The 17,006-nt window shown below is 38.3% G+C and carries 13 protein-coding genes; 10 read left to right on the forward strand and 3 right to left on the reverse strand.

Features of this window, described 5'->3' with window-relative positions; all coding sequences use genetic code 11:
* The first annotated feature begins 4 nt into the window (after positions 1-4).
* Both CA2015_RS20570 and CA2015_RS20575 read left to right on the forward strand, forming a co-directional pair.
* Entirely contained in the window at positions 5-3,160 is a 3,156-nt protein-coding gene (locus CA2015_RS20570; RefSeq protein WP_048643599.1) for an efflux RND transporter permease subunit, read from the forward strand.
* A gap of 185 nt (positions 3,161-3,345) precedes the next feature.
* Complete coding sequence (locus tag CA2015_RS20575) at positions 3,346-3,585, forward strand: hypothetical protein (RefSeq protein ID WP_048643600.1); 240 nt, start codon at positions 3,346-3,348, stop codon at positions 3,583-3,585.
* 384 nt (positions 3,586-3,969) lie between these two features.
* Here CA2015_RS20575 and CA2015_RS20580 read toward each other — a convergent pair whose 3' ends face one another.
* From CA2015_RS20580 to CA2015_RS20590, 3 genes are all read right to left on the reverse strand, one after another.
* Complete coding sequence (locus CA2015_RS20580) at positions 3,970-5,271, reverse strand: sulfatase-like hydrolase/transferase (RefSeq protein ID WP_048643601.1); 1,302 nt, start codon at positions 5,269-5,271, stop codon at positions 3,970-3,972.
* A gap of 71 nt (positions 5,272-5,342) precedes the next feature.
* A complete protein-coding gene (locus CA2015_RS20585; protein ID WP_048643602.1) occupies positions 5,343-7,526 on the reverse strand; it encodes a polysaccharide lyase family 8 super-sandwich domain-containing protein in 2,184 nt (727 codons plus the stop codon).
* 27 nt (positions 7,527-7,553) lie between these two features.
* Positions 7,554-7,781, reverse strand: a complete 228-nt coding sequence (locus tag CA2015_RS20590; RefSeq protein ID WP_048643603.1) for an MbtH family protein — start codon at positions 7,779-7,781, stop codon at positions 7,554-7,556.
* Between the two features lie 347 nt (positions 7,782-8,128).
* Here CA2015_RS20590 and CA2015_RS20595 point away from each other — a divergent pair, with 347 nt between their 5' ends.
* The 8 genes from CA2015_RS20595 (at position 8,129) to CA2015_RS20630 (ending at position 16,997) form a co-directional block, all read left to right on the forward strand.
* On the forward strand, positions 8,129-9,229 hold the full coding sequence (locus CA2015_RS20595; protein ID WP_048643604.1) for an AI-2E family transporter: 1,101 nt from the start codon (positions 8,129-8,131) through the stop codon (positions 9,227-9,229).
* Between the two features lie 60 nt (positions 9,230-9,289).
* The gene (locus CA2015_RS20600; protein WP_048643605.1) at positions 9,290-9,775 is read left to right on the forward strand and encodes a hypothetical protein; all 486 of its coding nucleotides are present in this window, start codon (positions 9,290-9,292) and stop codon (positions 9,773-9,775) included.
* A 35-nt stretch (positions 9,776-9,810) separates the two neighbouring features.
* Positions 9,811-11,340, forward strand: a complete 1,530-nt coding sequence (locus tag CA2015_RS20605) for a serine hydrolase domain-containing protein (RefSeq protein WP_048643606.1) — start codon at positions 9,811-9,813, stop codon at positions 11,338-11,340.
* A gap of 796 nt (positions 11,341-12,136) precedes the next feature.
* Positions 12,137-12,724, forward strand: coding sequence for a TetR/AcrR family transcriptional regulator (locus CA2015_RS20610; protein WP_048643607.1), 588 nt, complete (start codon positions 12,137-12,139; stop codon positions 12,722-12,724).
* Complete coding sequence (locus tag CA2015_RS20615; RefSeq protein WP_048643608.1) at positions 12,721-13,854, forward strand: hypothetical protein; 1,134 nt, start codon at positions 12,721-12,723, stop codon at positions 13,852-13,854. Before CA2015_RS20610 ends, CA2015_RS20615 begins: the two co-directional genes overlap by 4 nt.
* A 10-nt stretch (positions 13,855-13,864) precedes the next feature.
* Positions 13,865-14,572 (forward strand): ABC transporter ATP-binding protein, encoded by a 708-nt coding sequence (locus tag CA2015_RS20620; protein WP_048643609.1) that lies wholly within the window; start codon positions 13,865-13,867, stop codon positions 14,570-14,572.
* Complete coding sequence (locus tag CA2015_RS20625; RefSeq protein ID WP_048643610.1) at positions 14,569-15,726, forward strand: ABC transporter permease; 1,158 nt, start codon at positions 14,569-14,571, stop codon at positions 15,724-15,726. Before CA2015_RS20620 ends, CA2015_RS20625 begins: the two co-directional genes overlap by 4 nt.
* The gene (locus CA2015_RS20630) at positions 15,723-16,997 is read left to right on the forward strand and encodes an ABC transporter permease (protein WP_048643611.1); all 1,275 of its coding nucleotides are present in this window, start codon (positions 15,723-15,725) and stop codon (positions 16,995-16,997) included. Before CA2015_RS20625 ends, CA2015_RS20630 begins: the two co-directional genes overlap by 4 nt.
* Positions 16,998-17,006: the final 9 nt, after the last annotated feature.

A 17,006-nucleotide genomic window follows, 5' to 3' on the forward strand; every position in this document is an offset into this window, starting at 1 on the left:
GAAGATGCAAATAACTAAAATAGCTATTCAAAGGTCCACCATAGTGGTGGTGCTTTTTACCATTCTGACTTCCTTGGGGATATTCTCCTATAGTCAAATGTCCTATGAACTATTACCCAAGTTCAGTCCAAATGTAGTCACTGTATCTACCCTTTATCCAGGTTCAGCTCCTACGGAGGTAGAGAATTCGGTTACCCGAAAATTGGAAGATGCATTGGCATCTCTTGAAGGGATTGATGTTATGAAATCTACTTCTCTGGAAAGCTTTTCCATTATCACCATTGAGCTTAAAGATGATGTGGATGTTGATGTCATTTTACAAGATGCACAACGAAAAATTGATGCGATTTTGGGTGACCTACCTGAGGATGCAGATCCTCCTTCCTTAGGCAAGTTCAGCCTTGATGACATGCCTATCATGCAGTTGGGAGCCTATTCCAGCCTGAATGCCACGGAATTTTATGATTTGATGGATCAGCGTATTCAGCCTACCTTGGCTCAGATTGATGGGGTCGCTCAGGTTAATTTGTTAGGTGGCACTGAAAGAGAAATCAAGGTCAATCTTAACCAAAACAAGCTTGAAGCTCTTGGAATATCTCCTTTGGAAGTTAACCGTGCTATAGCTTCAGCAAATTTGGATTTTCCAACAGGAAAACTTAAGAGCGATGAGGAGCAGATCTTGATTCGTTTGTCTGGGAAGTTTAGTTCTGTGGATGAAATTAGAAATCTTGTCGTTACCCAAAAAGGTCCATCTACGATTAGAATAAAGGACCTTGCCGAAGTAGTGGATTCAAAAAAGGATGAGGAAATTTTGAGTAGACTGAATGGCAATTCTGCCATTGGGATATCCATTCAAAAACAATCAGATGCGAATGCAGTAGATGTGGCTGAAAATGTAAACCTGGCCCTGGCTGGTTTGGAAAAAACTTACGGTGGCAATGACCTTAAATTTGAGGTATCACAAGACAGTTCAACCTTTACCTTGGAAGCTGCCAATGCAGTAATCCATGATTTGATTATTGCCGTTGTACTTGTGGCAATTATCATGTTATTGTTTTTGCACAGTATTAGAAATGCTGTGATTGTTATGATCGCAGTACCCGCTTCCATAGTGGCTACTTTTACTATAATGTATTTGGCCGGTTTTACCTTAAACCTTATGAGTTTGCTTGCACTTTCTCTGGTTGTTGGTATTCTGGTGGATGATGCCATTGTGGTGATTGAAAACATTTACCGTCACATGGAAAAAGGGAAATCAGCTGTACAGGCATCTTATGATGGAATCCGAGAAATTGGAGGTACCGTGGTTTCCATTACCCTTGTGATCGTGGTAGTATTTGTGCCTTTGTCACTTACTGGTGGATTAATTGCCGGTATCTTGACCCAATTTAGTATCACCGTAGCTGTGGCTACCTTAATCAGTTTATTGGTGGCTTTTACCTTAATTCCTTTATTGACCTCCAGGTTTTCAAAATTGGAACACATCAATCCTAAGAGCATATTCGGGAAAATAATCAATGGTTTTGAAAAGATCTTGGACAGTATTGTCAATTGGTTGACAGGTATTCTTAAATGGGCTTTCAACCACAAGGCCGTCACTTTGATTGCAACATTTGCATTATTTGTATCTTCTTTTATGCTTGTAAGCAATGGCTTTATTGGAAGTGAATTTGTTGGGCAAGGGGATAAAGGGGAATTTATCATTAGGATAGAATTGCCAAAATCATCTACCATAGAAGAAACCAATTTCACCACAATGGAAGCCGAGCATTTCTTAAGAACTTTTCCAGAAATAACAGGTGTCTTTACTACTATTGGACAAACTACAGGTGGGTTTTCCAGTGCCACATCCACGCCTTATGCGGCGGAATTGACTGTGAAAATGGTTCCTTCTGAGGAGCGTACAAGTACTGCGCCTGAGTTTGCAAGAGAGATGGAAATCGCATTGGAAGAAAACATTGTTGGTGCTGAATTCACTGCTGTTCCAATTGCCATAACCGGGACAGCTAGCGATGCTCCCATTCAAATATTGTTATCAGGCCCTGATTTGGCCACCTTAAAATCGTTTTCCGATCAGGTATTGGAAGAGGTGATCCAAGTTCCAGGAACAAGGAAAGTTGAGACCTCTCTGGAAGATGGAAACCCTGAGATTAGTGTAGAAGTAGACCGGGCCAAAATGGCTGATCTTGGTTTGGATATGGCCATGGTAGGAAGTACCATGCAGGTAGCATTCAATGGGAATACAGATACTAAATACAGAGATGGAGATTTTGAATACGACATCAATATCAGGTTAGATGAGTTTGACAGAAGATCTGTTACAGATATAGAAAATCTAGCCTTTATCAACACAAGGGGAGAGACCATCCTACTAAAACAATTTGCCACTGCTAGTCCTTCAGAAGGACCAAGTAAACTTACTCGTCAAAATAGGATCACATCTGTGTCTATAAATTCTCAGGTTTCTGGACGGCCTACTGGAACAGTGGGTGAAGAAATAAAGGCAAGGATTGCCAAACTTGATTTACCAAATGAAGTGACGATAGCTTATGAGGGAGACCTTAAAATGCAGGAAGAGGGGTTTGGTAGCTTGGGAATTGCCTTATTGGCTTCCATACTGTTGATTTATTTGATTATGGTCGCTTTGTACGACAATTACGTATATCCGCTGGTAGTGATGTTTTCCCTTCCGTTGGCCATCATTGGAGCCTTATTGGCTTTGGCCATGTCTGGATCTTCTCTGAGTATCTTTAGTATTCTAGGCTTGATCATGCTAATGGGATTGGTTGCAAAAAATGCGATTTTATTGGTGGATTTTGCCAATCAGCTAAAGGCTGCAGGAATAGAAGTCAAAGCTGCCCTTTTTAAAGCTGTAGAGATTAGGTTCAGACCTATTTTGATGACAACGCTAGCCATGGTCTTTGGTATGTTGCCAATTGCCCTCGCTTCTGGAGCAGGTGCAGAATGGAAAAATGGTTTGGCTTGGGCACTTATTGGAGGCTTGATTTCTTCCATGTTCCTTACCATGGTAATTGTTCCTGTTATCTACTATGTATTTGATCGTATACTGGCCAAGTTTGGTAAGGATAAGAAAAATGAAATAGTGATAGAAGAAACCGAATTGTCTGAAACTGATTCAGAGGTAGCGGCTTATATCTAAATCAATTGGCTATTTGAAATCAATAAAAGTATAGTATTAAAAAAGAAAAGAGGTTGGCAGTATTTGAATTTAATTACTGCCAACTTCCATATTTCCATTCTTATTTAAAATAAATATATAGTTGTAACCGTTTAAAAATGAGTAGCTTGAAGCTTCCTTAAAACGGGAAATTTAAATCCTTAAAAATGAATAATTATACAAGATTGAAAGCGATTGTTGAGGTATTTGGTCAATATGGGATTGCTCCCGTGGCTAAGGTTAAGCGAGCTGATTTTGTGAATGACCTTGGTTTTGACAAGGTTTTTTTGAACGGATTGATTTTCGATGTTGAAACTGTCCTTCAAATGGAATTGGAAGATGAAATTGTGCAATCCTTAAGGAGACCTGAAGATTTAATTCAGTATTTTCTTCAGCACCAAAATTAAGGTCTCTATTTTAATGCCAGTTACCTGATTATTAATTTCATTAGTTCTCAGAATTTCGAATAAAACAGGCAATAACCATCCTAACGCTTATTAGAATGGCTATTGCCTGTTTATTGTTTTAGTCAATTCTATTATAGGAACTGACCAGAAGATCAATAAGAATAGGTCAAAAATTAGCTGTCCATTTTCTTTAAACCCGGATTATGTAATAGAATTTCTCCGCCCTGACAATGTCAGGGGTGAAGCCTGTCCCGTGTTTACGGGAAGTGTTGCAATCGCAAGACAATCGGTCTTTTTGGAGATTATAGCATAGCACCGCTATGGTGAAATTGAAAACAGCAACGATTGGGTATTTTAAAGCGATTTCAGCACGTAATAGAATGTCTATTGCATATTTCGAGTTAAAACCTTCTCGAAACTCCTGATGACTTTTTGTGATTTTTTATCTAGGTCAGCTTTTTTCACTGCCTTTTTTTCATACAAATCCTCTTTCAACTGGTAGATTTCTCCATTTTTATACAACTTTAATTCGGTATTGTGTATAAATGTTCTTGGTGCAAATTTCCCCCAATTTGGAGCGTAATGGCAGAAAATCCATTCCCTTTTATTTTTAGGATTTTCATTTCCCAAAAGTTGGGGGTAAAAGCTTATGCCATCCGTAAAGAATTTGTCACCTTTCATTTCTGCCCCAGAAGCTTCCATCAAAGTAGGTACAAAATCAGTGAAATCTATTAGGTTTGGATTGATACTCCCTGCCTTAATTTTACCTGGCCAATAAGCGATCATGGGAACATGGGTGCCCAAATCATTGGTATAGCCTTTGTTTCCTTGCAACAATACCCCATTTACAGTTGAAGTCACATCTCTATCCGTACCATTGTCACCTATAAAAAGGATCAGCGTATTTTCAGCTATTCCAAGATCAGTTATCTTCTTAATGATACGGCCTACCAAATGGTCCATATGCTTTACCATATCCGAAAATAATTCAGGATCATTTAAGCGTGTCTTTGGGTCATAATCTGAGAATGCCACTGAGCTAGGTATAGGTTCAAATGGATCATGTGTCAAGACCATTGGGAAATAAGCAAAGAAAGGATTGGTTGTATTTTTTTCCATAAAAGTCTCCAGATAATCTACAAAAAGATCCGGCCCATATTTTCCCTCGAACATTTCTACACCCGTCTCCCTTGTATCCAATAGGGGGTCTTTATACCTGGAACCAAGCTCCTTAACCTGCCAAAGCCTGTAATTATCGAAACCTGCCTCAAGAGGTAAACTTCCCCCTTGACCAGCAGCCAATTCCCTTTGCTTGACATTCCCATACAATTGCCATTTTCCAACAACACATGTAGCATAGCCCTGTGCTTTTAAAAGATGTCCAAAAGTAGTTTCCTTTGGATCCAGGATTCCAAACCCCTTATAATTTCTAAAATTATATTTGCCTGTCATTAATTGTACCCTTGAAGGGGTACACAAGGGCATGGAATGCGCGTTTTCAAACTTCATGCCTCCAGCAATCATCTTATCCAGATGGGGTGTTTGGTTGTAGTCATTACCATAAGCTGCCAATGCTTCATAACCCAGATCATCAGCCATAATCAATATAATATTGGGCTGTTCCTGTGAAAAGACGCCTTGAAATGACAGGAAGTAAAGGCATATAATTAAGAAAGCGTATCTCATGTTAATTAAGAGGGTTAATGTCTTGAGAATGTATTTATTTTATTGATTTTTAAGTATTTATAATCAATTACTTAAAGTTTAAAATTAAGACTTTTTCCAGAAAATACTCCTTTAGGCATTTGAACAATAAACTGGGAGGTTTTTGTTTTCCTGTTTTTAATTACTTTAATATCAGGATCTTTCAGACTGTAAAGCCCCTCCAAAGTAAACTTAAGCTCCGTCAATTTCCTGGTAGGGTCTGAAATAGAAAAAGATTCTACTTTCCCTCTTTTCAGTTTCAGCATTATGATTCCAGCATTTTCCATCTGCAAATCCAGTTTCTTTTCCAGTGATAAATTTCCAGATTGGTAAAATACTGCCTGTACTACATTCTCATCCTTGTTCTTTACCGCCTGTAGGTCCTTGGTATTGGAAAGAATTTCATAAGGTGTTCCTGCTTCATAAATGGTTTTCAGCTCATTTTCTGAAATGGATGGAAAAACCATATAGGCATAACTACCATTTTTAGGTTTTACTCCATGCTCAAACCACACTTTCAATACCTCTTTTGAAACTACTTTTGTGGAAGCGTTCTTTTGATCCGTTATATCAGACCAGCGTCCTGTTTCTGTTTTATTTGAGACATGAACAGTTTCTTCATTGGGAAAAATATAACCAATATTCCCATGATACAAATACTTCAGTTGATCTATTTTATGGCTTCCTTCGGGAAGTATTTTGGCTGTTTTTCCTGACTTCAATGTACTTACAGGAGATCTCATTATCACCTGATCAACTGTAGTTGCAATGGGTAATTTTCGGCTTCCTTGAATGTCAGTACCTAGACAAACATAGCTTTGGTCAAAGAAAAACCAGGACTTTTTGGCTTTGGTACCATCATGAGGGCTGATAAAATCGAATCCTACTGCACCTTTTTGGCCATCTTCCACCGCGCCAACAAAGTCCATTTTACCAGCTTTTTGGATGACATCTCCTCCCAGTAAGTTTGGCTTCTGCATGATAGTAGTTCCTGAGATTTTTTGCCAATCATAAACTGGCCAAATGTCATGGTATTCATTTCCTTTAAGCATTAGGTAGTTGGTACCATCTGCCCGATGATGAGTCGTTATCCCTGGTCCATTATAGGGTTTTTCCATGTTTTTATTTCGGCTGGAAAACATCCGAACAGTAGTATAATAATTAGGTCGTTGTACCACAAAATGCTCCGTTTGCCAAAAGAACTTTGCAAAGGACAGGGAAGGAGAGGCTTCTCCTTTTCTTAGTCTAATAATCTCTTCCAACTCCTTCTTTCTGTAATCTGTACTACGAAGTAATCGCTCTATTTCAAGTGTACCTTTAGGTATGAAAGTAGCCCCAGTAGCAATAGACCGATTTTTTACACTTATATCCTCATAGATACCATATACCAGTTGTTTGTAAACACCATCCAGGTAATAATCCACCAATTGATTTATTTTGTCAACTTCAAAAGCATATGAAGTTCCCGACACATAGTCTGACCACTCACCAAAAGCATTGGCGTATTTACCATAGCCATAGGAGGTGGTATTGTTTACTCGGTCTTCTCTATGATGGAAACTATAATCTTGCTGCATCCCACGGCTTCCATTATTAAATTTGATTTCATTGGCAATTATCTTGATCACTTCATCAAAACCAGCTTTATCATCGTTGAATAGCAGGTTTTTGGCTAAAATTCCAGCGATTACTATTCTATCACCACTTGGTCTAGCCCCAGAGGCATTCATATTCGCTCGTCCAATCATAGGTTGACTTTTTTCCACCAGTTCTTTAGGAAGCACATCTCCCATTAACAACATCAGGTTTACCAGGTTTTCAGGGGTTGTTATTTGGTTGTTATGCCAATTGTCACCTATAAAATCATTGTCCATCCAATATTTAGTAGCCAGAGTAATTTTCTCAAGCAATTGTCGATTATGATAATAGGTAGAACCTTCTGAATGATAGGCTTTGGCCAGAGTGACAAGTCTCAATAAATGCCTCCTTTGAGGGAAACCTGCTGTTCTGCTTAAGTCATCGTATTTGATGTTCTTAAAACTACCATCCGCTTTTACCTTATTCAATATAGAGCCTATCTCATTTGATTCTACTTTGCCGGATTTTAATTGTTGAACCACTCTTTCCCTTATCAGGGCTATTTCATTGACCTGTGCTAACAAACTGCTGCTTAGGAATGTACCTAGGGTTAAAAGTAAAATTAATATAGGTTTTTTGGGTAAATTGTCGATTGTCATTATTTCGAATAATTAATGCTGCTATTTCTAATCTGAGTTTTTATGATTTTCAGCTTCTTCCGTACTTTTCCTTAAACTTAAAGGACGCATGTCTGTCCATACTTTCTCTATATGTTCAAGGCATTTTTGCCTAGTACCTACTTTGCCTTCTGCTTCCCATCCTTTTGGAACCTCTCTTTCTTTGGGCCAAATACTATACTGTTCTTCATGATTGATGACCACTAAAAACAGGCTGTTTTCCTCTTCTTCAAACATTAAATTAGATTTTCATTTTAATTTACAGAATTTCAATTTAGTTATTATCTTTTTCCTTACAATACCTTTAATACCGATTCTACTTATGCATTTAGATGTTTTTCTAAGAAGAGTTAAAAATGAATTTATATAAACAAAAGAAAATCAGGCTGCTTAGCTAATGCTTTTAAAATTATTAATTGGGTTCTTTTGGCTAAAAAATTATATATTTTAAAGAAATTCACCACTAAAATCTTTCGGACAAACACAATCCAAAAGTAGTTAGAATAAACCTACAATTCGATAGGAAAGAAACTTAGCACATTTATTGTGTTTTGGGAGAAAGAAATTTGGTTTAAAATATACACATGAAGAAATTCCTTTCCCGATCCGGCCCAATAGTTCTTTCTGCTTTAATAATCATTGCATTGTATTTTTTAGTTATAGGACTCGTAGCCTCACAGAAAGTATTGGCACCGCTAGTTTTGGCTCTGGTGCTGGCTTTATTGGTCTATCCTATCGCACAGGTTTTGGAAAAAAGAGGGTTGCATAGAATAGTAAGTACCTCTTTTGTAGTAGGGATAGTTTTTGTAGGTTTTATAGGCATTTCTGCTATTATCTCTTTACAAGTAAGGTCTTTTTTGGAGGATGCGGAAGTTATGAAAGAGCGATTGAGCCCGGTTGCACAAAAAGTGGAGCTATTTGTTCTGGCTCATACCCCTCTGGAACGAAGCAAGTTAGAGGCTTATAAAACTACTTATGGCCTAAATGGTGAAAAACTGAATGAAGAAGAAAAACCTTCAGAAGTAAAACAGGAAGAAGCATTTTCGATGTTGGGAAAAGTCATGGGTACAGCAGCTGACTTTCTCTTAATGTTTGTTTACCTCTTTTTCCTCATTCACTTTAGACATATGTTTTACACCTTTATCTTGAAGTTATTCCCTGATGATAGCAAAGAAAAAGTAAAAAGAGTGACCCACGATTCTGCTTTGGTGGTTAGACATTACCTTAATGGACGGTTGATTTTAATGGTTATTTTGGTGGTACTTTACAGTTTAGGGATGTGGATTTCAGGTGCAGAAGACTTTTTGTTGATTAGCTTTATTGCGGCCTTTCTTTCTTTGATTCCTTTTATAGGCAATATGGCAGGTTATGTTTTGGCTCTCTTTATAGGCTTGTTATCAGGAGGGGAATTCTATACTTTGGTGGGAATTTCAGCCACATTTTTGATTGTTCAATTTCTTGACTCTTATATTTTTCAACCCATTATACTGGGGAATAAAGTAGATGTGCATCCCTTTTTTATTATTTTAGCGGTTATTATCGGTAATGCCATTTGGGGTATCATAGGAATGGTTTTATCTATACCTATAATTGCCATTATTACTGTGGTCCTTCGTGAAACACCCGGTGCAGATGCATTTGCTTACCTACTCAGTAATGGAGAGGAAAGTAAAAGTAAGCGTTAAAAAAATAATTAAAGCGATTCTATCCTATACTACTTAACTGTTAAATAAATATTTTTCAAAATGAAGATTCCAAGCCTGGCTAATATTAAAAAGGAACTGAAACAAAGGGATGAATCCGAATTGGTTGATTTGGTATTGCAACTAAGTAAATTAAGCCGTGACAATAAGGCTTTTGTGTACTTCAAACTTTTTGAAGCCGATAACCATGAATTGTATTTGACCATGGTGAAAGATGAACTGGAAGAGGCTTTCGAAAATGCAAATTTAAAAAGTTATTTTACGGCTAAAAAATCTGCTCAGGCCATCAGGAGAATGATGAATAAAAGTTTGAAACTGACGAAGGACAAGGTGACTATCATTGAGTTGCTTTTCTTTTTCTGTGAGAAAATTATTGAATATGGTTACCTCAAATTCCATCATCCTGTAATCGATAATTTATATGCTTCGCAGGTAAGAAAGATTGAGAAACTGATTGAAGGACTTCACGAAGACCTACAATTTGATTACCAGGAAACATTGCAAAATTTTCAAAAATACGTTAGATAAAATTTCTACATCCCAGCCAATAAATAACCAACCCTATGAAGCAAGCTTATACTTTAATTTTATTCTTTTTCCTTTCATTTCAGGCAATAGGGCAGGAAAGAGCTACTGATTTTGCCTACAGTACACCATCAGCTGAAAATGTAGATGCGCAAGGGATTTTATCCTTTCTTGATATGGTAGGTGATAGTGAACATGAACTTCATAGTCTGATGGTCTTAAGGAGAGGCAAAGTAATCGCAGAAGGTTGGTGGGATCCTTATGGCCCAAATTTAAAGCATACCATGTATTCTGTAAGCAAAACTTATACTGCTTCAGGAGTTGGTTTTGCAGTAAGCGAGGGACTTATCTCCGTGGAAGACCAGGTGATTAAATTTTTCCCTGAATCCCTTCCCTCAGAGCTTAGTGAAAACCTGAAACAATTGAAGATTAAACACCTGCTTACAATGAGTGTGGGACATGCAAGGGACTATACTTTTTCTATTGTAAGAACGGAGGACTGGGCAAAATCATTTTTGGCTGTGCCCATAGTAAATCAACCAGGAAGCCAATTCGTGTACAATACAGCAGCTACCTATATGTTGTCTGCCATTGTCCAAAAAGTAACTGGGCAAAGCCTTTTTGACTACCTAAGGCCAAGGCTATTTGAACCTTTGGGAATCAGTGAAGTAGATTGGGAAAAAAGTCCGCAAGGGATTAACACCGGAGGCTATGGGCTAAGGGTTAAAACAGAAGATATGGCTAAGTTGGGTCAACTCTTTTTGCAGAATGGCAATTGGAATGGGAAACAAATACTGCCAGAAAGTTGGATAAATGAAGCCAGAAGCCTAAAAATCCTACAAAACCCCAATGCTAGTGTAGAGGAAAAGGCGAAAAGTGATTGGCTTCAGGGATATGGATATCAAATGTGGAGAAGTCGCCATGATTCTTATCGTGCCGACGGGGCTTATGGACAATACATTTTAGTTTTACCGAAACAGGAAGCTGTCATTGTCATTACCTCTGAAACGGCCAATCTTCAAGGTCTTCTTAGTGAAGTTTGGGAACATATACTGCCTGCTTTTGATAAGGAAAGTAATAGTAGCAAAGATTTGGTATTGAAGGAAAGGCTAGATAACCTTAGTCATGATCCTGCAATAGGTGTTGAAAATGAAGGGATGGAAAATAGATTGAATGGGAAAAACATTGCCTTGGTAGCTGAAGGCGAAAAGGTGAATTTTCATATTGATTTTCAATCCAATAATTTGGAGTTGAATGTAGTTGAGGAGCAAAAGAACTATAAATTAATAGTTGGTAAGGAACAGTGGGTTTCTGGCATGACAGACAGAAAGCAACCCTATTTAGTGGCCCATGCAAAAAAGGCATTGAACGGACTTGCCCCATTCAAGGTCTTTTCCAGTTATTATTGGGAAGATTTTCAAACACTCGTTATTGAAATTAAATACATCGAAAGTCCCCATACCGAAACACTTAAATTATCCTTTGATGGGAATAAAGTCACCTTTACAACAAGCAGTCTAGCCAATAGAGGAGCAAGTAGGGTATTCCATGGAATTTTAGAGGAATAAAAAATAGTGTTGTTTTAAGGTGTTTATTACAGCTTGTCAAGTAGGTTACCTCTTGACTTGACACTTAACCCTTACCTTAATAAGAATACTGACCTTCTTAAATTTAAGATGATTCATGATGGAGGTAAGAACACCTATCGCACCTTTTCACCTTACATTTTTTAACCTACTGTTTAAGCTGTTAAAAGTCAATAGACACTAGCTTTAACCCGTGAAAATTAAGTAGATAATGACAAAATCTCAACTGAAGTTTGCCATAAAAAGTTAGTGATTTAGTTCTAAAATTCCCATCTAATTCTCAATATGTTCCTAATTACTTTTAGCGGTGAAGACGGATGAATTTAACGAAAACCGAGAGCCCCAAGGGGGTGAAATCTATGTAGCCACGCGTGTTTAGCCCGTGGTTAAAACGATGTTTATACCATGATTTTGGCGATATTGTTGCCATTTTTTCTGCTACAATAATTACAAAATCTCTATTGAGTTACACATCAAAACCTTTTTTATCCGGCAATAAAATTTCCATTTTCCTTCCCAATTTTCCTTAAATTCTCCAAGGTGGTGAAGCCCCGTGAATTTAACGAAAGGCAAGAGCCCCAAGGGAGTGAAACCTATGTAGCCACGGGTGTTTAGCCCGTGGTTAAAATGACGTTTATACCATGATTTTGGCGATATTGTTGCCATTTTTTCTGCAACAATAATGACAAAATCTTAACCTACTTCATATAAATTTTTGTTACTAAATTTGAATAATGTTACTAAAATCGTATATTGTAAGAAAATAAGTAACATTAATTTGACAAAGAAAACCAAAAGCCAATTGGCCATTTTAAAGGCTGCCAAAGATTGTTTCTGGAAATATGGGATCAATAAGGTCACAGTAGAAGAAATATGCGAAAAAGCCGGCGTTAGCAAAATGACCTATTATAGGAGTTTTGCCAATAAAAAAGTAGTGGCAGTCATGGTATTGAAGGATGTAATTAACAGGAGTGAGCAATTATACGATACCATAATGGCAAAGGAAATTGACTTCCCTCAAAAGATGAAGGAAGTGGTTTTATTAGAACATGAATTTTCTCGTGGTATAAGTCAGGAATTTATAGCTGACATAATGAACAATGAGGAGGAGGAATTGCAGCAACTGATTATTGAAGCCAACAAAAATGGTCAGGAAAAATTTATTCAACACCTGAAAGCTGCTCAAAAGGAGGGGTGGGTAAGGAAGGACCTCCATTTTCCTTTTTTAACCTACATGATGAATGACATCAATAAAAAACTAAGGGATGAAAAACTAATGGCCATGTATGAGAGCACTGAGGATTTGATAATGGAAATGGTAAATTTCTTTTTTTATGGCATTGTGTCTCCTGAAAAATTAAAATGAAAGCCTTAGTCTTAATATTGCTTTTATCTTTTTATTCAATCCAGCAATCTTTTGCTCAGAAGGACTTTTTCCATGGTCAGGCATCTATTGTAAGTAGTTATAGCCCGAAAAATGACCTTCCAGTTTTCTTTGGGGCAAGATATATTCCTGAGTTTAGGTTGAAAACTCCTCTGGATTCAATAAAAAACATTGACCTGGTAGCTTCAGCGAACCTATCCAGTACAGTTCTCTTTTCTGATTTTAACACGGGCGAGTCAGCTATCAATATTAACCCTTATAGAATATGGATGAGGTACAGTTCCAGTCAATTTGAAATTAGACTGGGATTACAGAAAATAGATTTTGGTTCAGCCGCTATTTTGCGTCCCTTACAATGGTTTAACCAGATAGACCCCAGAGATCCACTTCAACTGACCAATGGGGTTTATGGAATCATGGGCCGATATACATTTTTGAACAATGCCAATATTAGGCTTTGGGGACTTTATGGCAATGAAAAAGCGAGAGGCTTTGACGTGGTGCCTACCAATAAAAGAATTCCGGAATTTGGCGGGAGAATTCAAAATCCAGTACCCAAAGGTGAATTGGCCTTTTCCTATCACCATCGTACTGCCAGCTCTATGACTATCGATCAGGTAAATACTTTAAATAAAATTCCTGAAAATAGATTTGGCTTAGATGGGAAATGGGATTTAGGTGTAGGCTTATGGTTTGAATCGGTTTATGTTCATCGAAACAAGTACCTTGGAAATCTTACCAACCAAACTTTACTAAATATAGGGGTTGATTATACCTTTCCTGTAGGCACAGGACTAAATGCCGTTATGGAACACATGCAAATCAATTTTGACGAGGAGAATTTTGCTGTCAACAATGCCATGCATATAACTGCAGCTACCCTAATGTATCCCTTGAGCTTTTTTGATAACATAACCACAGTCATGTATTACGATTGGAGCAGTAACAATACCAGCTTCTTTCTTAACTATTCTCACCAATTCAAAAATTTAACAGGATACGTGATGGGGTATTACAATCCTGAATCTATACAACAAGGTATTCAACAAAACGAATTTGTCAACCAGTTTAAAGGCCCGGGTTTAAGGCTGATGTTGGTCTACAACCATTAATAGAAGCACTATGGAAAAAATAATTTCATTGTCACATGTTTCCAAGAAATTTGAAGTAGGGGATGGTTATTTCACTGCCCTGAATGATGTCTCCTTGTCTTTTAATGCAGGTGAGTTTGCCGGATTTGTGGGACCCAGTGGTTCAGGGAAAACCACATTGTTAAATATTATAGGGTCTTTGGACAGTCCCACGGAAGGAGAAGCAATGGTCATGGGGAAAGACATAGCCAAACTCAGTCATAAGGATTCCGCAAAATTAAGGAATCTGCATATTGGCTTTATTTTTCAAGTTTTCAACCTTCTCCCGGTTTATACGGTCTTTGAAAACGTAGAATTTGCTTTGCTACTCCAAGATATAGCCAAAGAGGAAAGAAAGAAGGCCGTAATGGAAGCATTGGAATGGGTAGGCTTGGAAAGTATGGCCAATAAAAGGCCAGATAAACTGTCTGGTGGAGAAGGCCAAAGGGTGGCCATAGCAAGAGCCATGGTAAAACGCCCAAAGATATTGTTGGCCGATGAACCAACCGCTAACCTGGATTCAGCCAATGCGCATGCCATATTGAAAACCATGAAAACCCTGAACAAGGAATTGGGAACTACTTTCCTTTTCTCTACTCATGACGAAAAAGTCATGGCTTATCTGGACCGAACCGTTTCTTTAAAAGATGGAAAAGTCGTGTCTGATGTAAAGAACAAAGACCAGCAGGTACAAGCATGAAACTGGCCTTTATACTCGCCTACAAAAACCTTATAGGTGCTGGATTGAGAACCTGGCTGAATGTCGGTATTTTGGCCTTTTCTTTCATTCTCATCATTTTCTATAATGGCTTGTTGGATGGGTGGAATCAGCAGGCCAGGTTGGATACCATCAATTGGGAAATTGGATATGGGGAATTGAGAACAGACAATTACGATCCCTTTGATCCATTTTCCATTCAAGATGCCCATAAGCCGTACACGCCAGAAGAATTTCCTATGTTAACGCCAATTTTAATCAGGCAGGCATCCATCTACCCACATGGTAGGATGCTTTCAATTGCTTTAAAAGGAATACCAGCGGATCAAACTCAGTTGGAACTTCCTACAACTTATCTGAGCTCGCAAAAAGAGACCATCCCTGCAATTATAGGAAAGCGCATGGCAGATGCGGCCAAATTGAAAGAAGGGGAGGAAGTGCTATTGCGCTGGAGAGATAATAATGGAACATTTGATGCGATGAACATCAGCATAGTCAAAATTTTCGACTCGGATGTAGGCAATATTGATGCTGGACAAATATGGATAAACCTTGAACAGCTTCAGGCCATGGCAGGACTTAAAGAAGAGGCTACTTATTTCGTTACAAATGAAGCATATTCCCACCAAGAAATACATGGGTGGACATTTGTAAGCCAAGAGGAATTGCTTCAAAACATTAACGAGATCATTGCATCAAAAAAGATTTCAGGGTCTATTATGTATTTAATGTTATTGGCCATCGCTTTATTGGCCATTTTTGATACCCAGGTATTGTCTGTTTTTCGCAGGCAAAAGGAAATAGGTACTTATGTGGCTATGGGAATGACCCCCGGTCAGGTTGTAGTTTTATTTACTATGGAAGGTAGCATGTATAGTTTCTTGGCTATGCTGGTAGGAGGGCTTGTTGGCCTACCTATTTTTGCTTATTTGGCCATAAATGGAATATCATTTCCAGATGTAACTCAGGACATGGGAGTAACCATGGCTTCAAGAATATTTCCTGTTTTCGGAATACAACTTATTTTGGGCACAATGTTATTGGTGATTGTCTCAGCGACCATTGTCAGCTTTTTGCCAGCCAAAAAAATAGCTTATATGAACCCAGTTGAAGCATTAAAAGGAAAGTTACAATGATAAAATTTTTATTTAAAGGAATTATCAGGGACAAAAGCAGGAGCATGCTCCCAATTATCGTCATCTCCCTAGGGGTGTCCCTCACGATAGTTTTAAGTGGTTTTCTCAGTGGTGCCATGACAGATATGGTCGACCAGAACGCGAAATTTGATACAGGTCATGTTAAAATCATGTCTCGGGCTTATGCAGAGAACAAGGACCAGCTTCCTAACGACCTGGCCTTACTTGGCGTAGACAGCCTGATGACAGCTCTTCAGGTAAATTATCCTGATTTGCAATGGGTTAAAAGAATTCGATTTGGGGGATTACTGGATGCTCCCGATGGAAGTGGGGAATCCAAAGGTCAGGGACCTGCTGCCGGAATAGCCATAAACCTTTTAGATGCATCAAGCGGGGAAGTGGAGCGAATGAATATTACCAATTCGATTGTGTCTGGAAATCTCCCTAAAAATGCCAAAGAAGCCTTAATTGGAGATGAATTTGCCAGCAAATTGAATCTCAAAATAGGAGATGAAGTGACCTACTTTGGTACTACGATGAATGGCAGTATGACATTCCAAAATTTTATAATAAGTGGAACCATTCGCTTTGGACTTGCTGCAATGGACAGAGGTGCCATTCTCCTGGATATCACTGCTGCTCAGGAAATGCTGGACATGGAAGATGGAACCGGAGAAATACTGGGCTTTTACAATAATGGGGTCTACGATGACAAGGCTGCCATTGCCTTGGAAACAGCTTATAACGAAAAAATGAAAGACAATCCCGACGAATATGCTCCGGAAATGTTTACCCTTCGTGCACAAAATAACCTGGGAGATCTTCTGGATTATGCCAATAATATGTCAGCCATTTTTGTGATCATCTTTGTGGGAGCCATGTCGGTGGTGCTGTGGAATACTGGCCTAATTGGTGGATTAAGGCGGTATCAGGAGTTTGGTATTCGCTTGGCGCTTGGGGAGTCTAAAGGTAAAATTTACCGCTCCTTGGTTTTAGAAGCTACCTTAATAGGCATTATAGGCTCCTTGGTGGGAACTAGTTTAGGGCTTCTTGGCGTATTTTATTTGCAAAACTATGGCATCAATATAGAAGGCATGGTGGACAATTCATCCATGATGATGCCCACAGTAATGCGAGCTAAAGTAACTCCAGACCTTTACTATATAGGCTTTATCCCTGGTGTTTTTGCCATGGTTTTTGGCAATATGCTCTCAGGAATAGGTATTTACAAAAGAGAAACCGCCACTTTGTTCAAGGAATTAGAGGTTTAAATTATCAGG

Origin of the sequence: Cyclobacterium amurskyense (genome assembly GCF_001050135.1) — a bacterium.
GTDB lineage: Bacteria > Bacteroidota > Bacteroidia > Cytophagales > Cyclobacteriaceae > Cyclobacterium > Cyclobacterium amurskyense.

Coding starts and splice junctions, on each gene's coding strand:
- CA2015_RS20605 (WP_048643606.1), top strand. CDS start 9,811: ATGAAGCAAGCTTATACTTTAATTTTATTCTTTTTCCTTTCATTTCAG.
- CA2015_RS20595 (WP_048643604.1), top strand. CDS start 8,129: ATGAAGAAATTCCTTTCCCGATCCGGCCCAATAGTTCTTTCTGCTTTA.
- CA2015_RS20615 (WP_048643608.1), top strand. CDS start 12,721: ATGAAAGCCTTAGTCTTAATATTGCTTTTATCTTTTTATTCAATCCAG.
- CA2015_RS20580 (WP_048643601.1), bottom strand. CDS start 5,271: ATGAGATACGCTTTCTTAATTATATGCCTTTACTTCCTGTCATTTCAA.
- CA2015_RS20600 (WP_048643605.1), top strand. CDS start 9,290: ATGAAGATTCCAAGCCTGGCTAATATTAAAAAGGAACTGAAACAAAGG.
- CA2015_RS20620 (WP_048643609.1), top strand. CDS start 13,865: ATGGAAAAAATAATTTCATTGTCACATGTTTCCAAGAAATTTGAAGTA.
- CA2015_RS20625 (WP_048643610.1), top strand. CDS start 14,569: ATGAAACTGGCCTTTATACTCGCCTACAAAAACCTTATAGGTGCTGGA.
- CA2015_RS20590 (WP_048643603.1), bottom strand. CDS start 7,781: ATGTTTGAAGAAGAGGAAAACAGCCTGTTTTTAGTGGTCATCAATCAT.
- CA2015_RS20575 (WP_048643600.1), top strand. CDS start 3,346: ATGAATAATTATACAAGATTGAAAGCGATTGTTGAGGTATTTGGTCAA.
- CA2015_RS20585 (WP_048643602.1), bottom strand. CDS start 7,526: ATGACAATCGACAATTTACCCAAAAAACCTATATTAATTTTACTTTTA.
- CA2015_RS20570 (WP_048643599.1), top strand. CDS start 5: ATGCAAATAACTAAAATAGCTATTCAAAGGTCCACCATAGTGGTGGTG.
- CA2015_RS20630 (WP_048643611.1), top strand. CDS start 15,723: ATGATAAAATTTTTATTTAAAGGAATTATCAGGGACAAAAGCAGGAGC.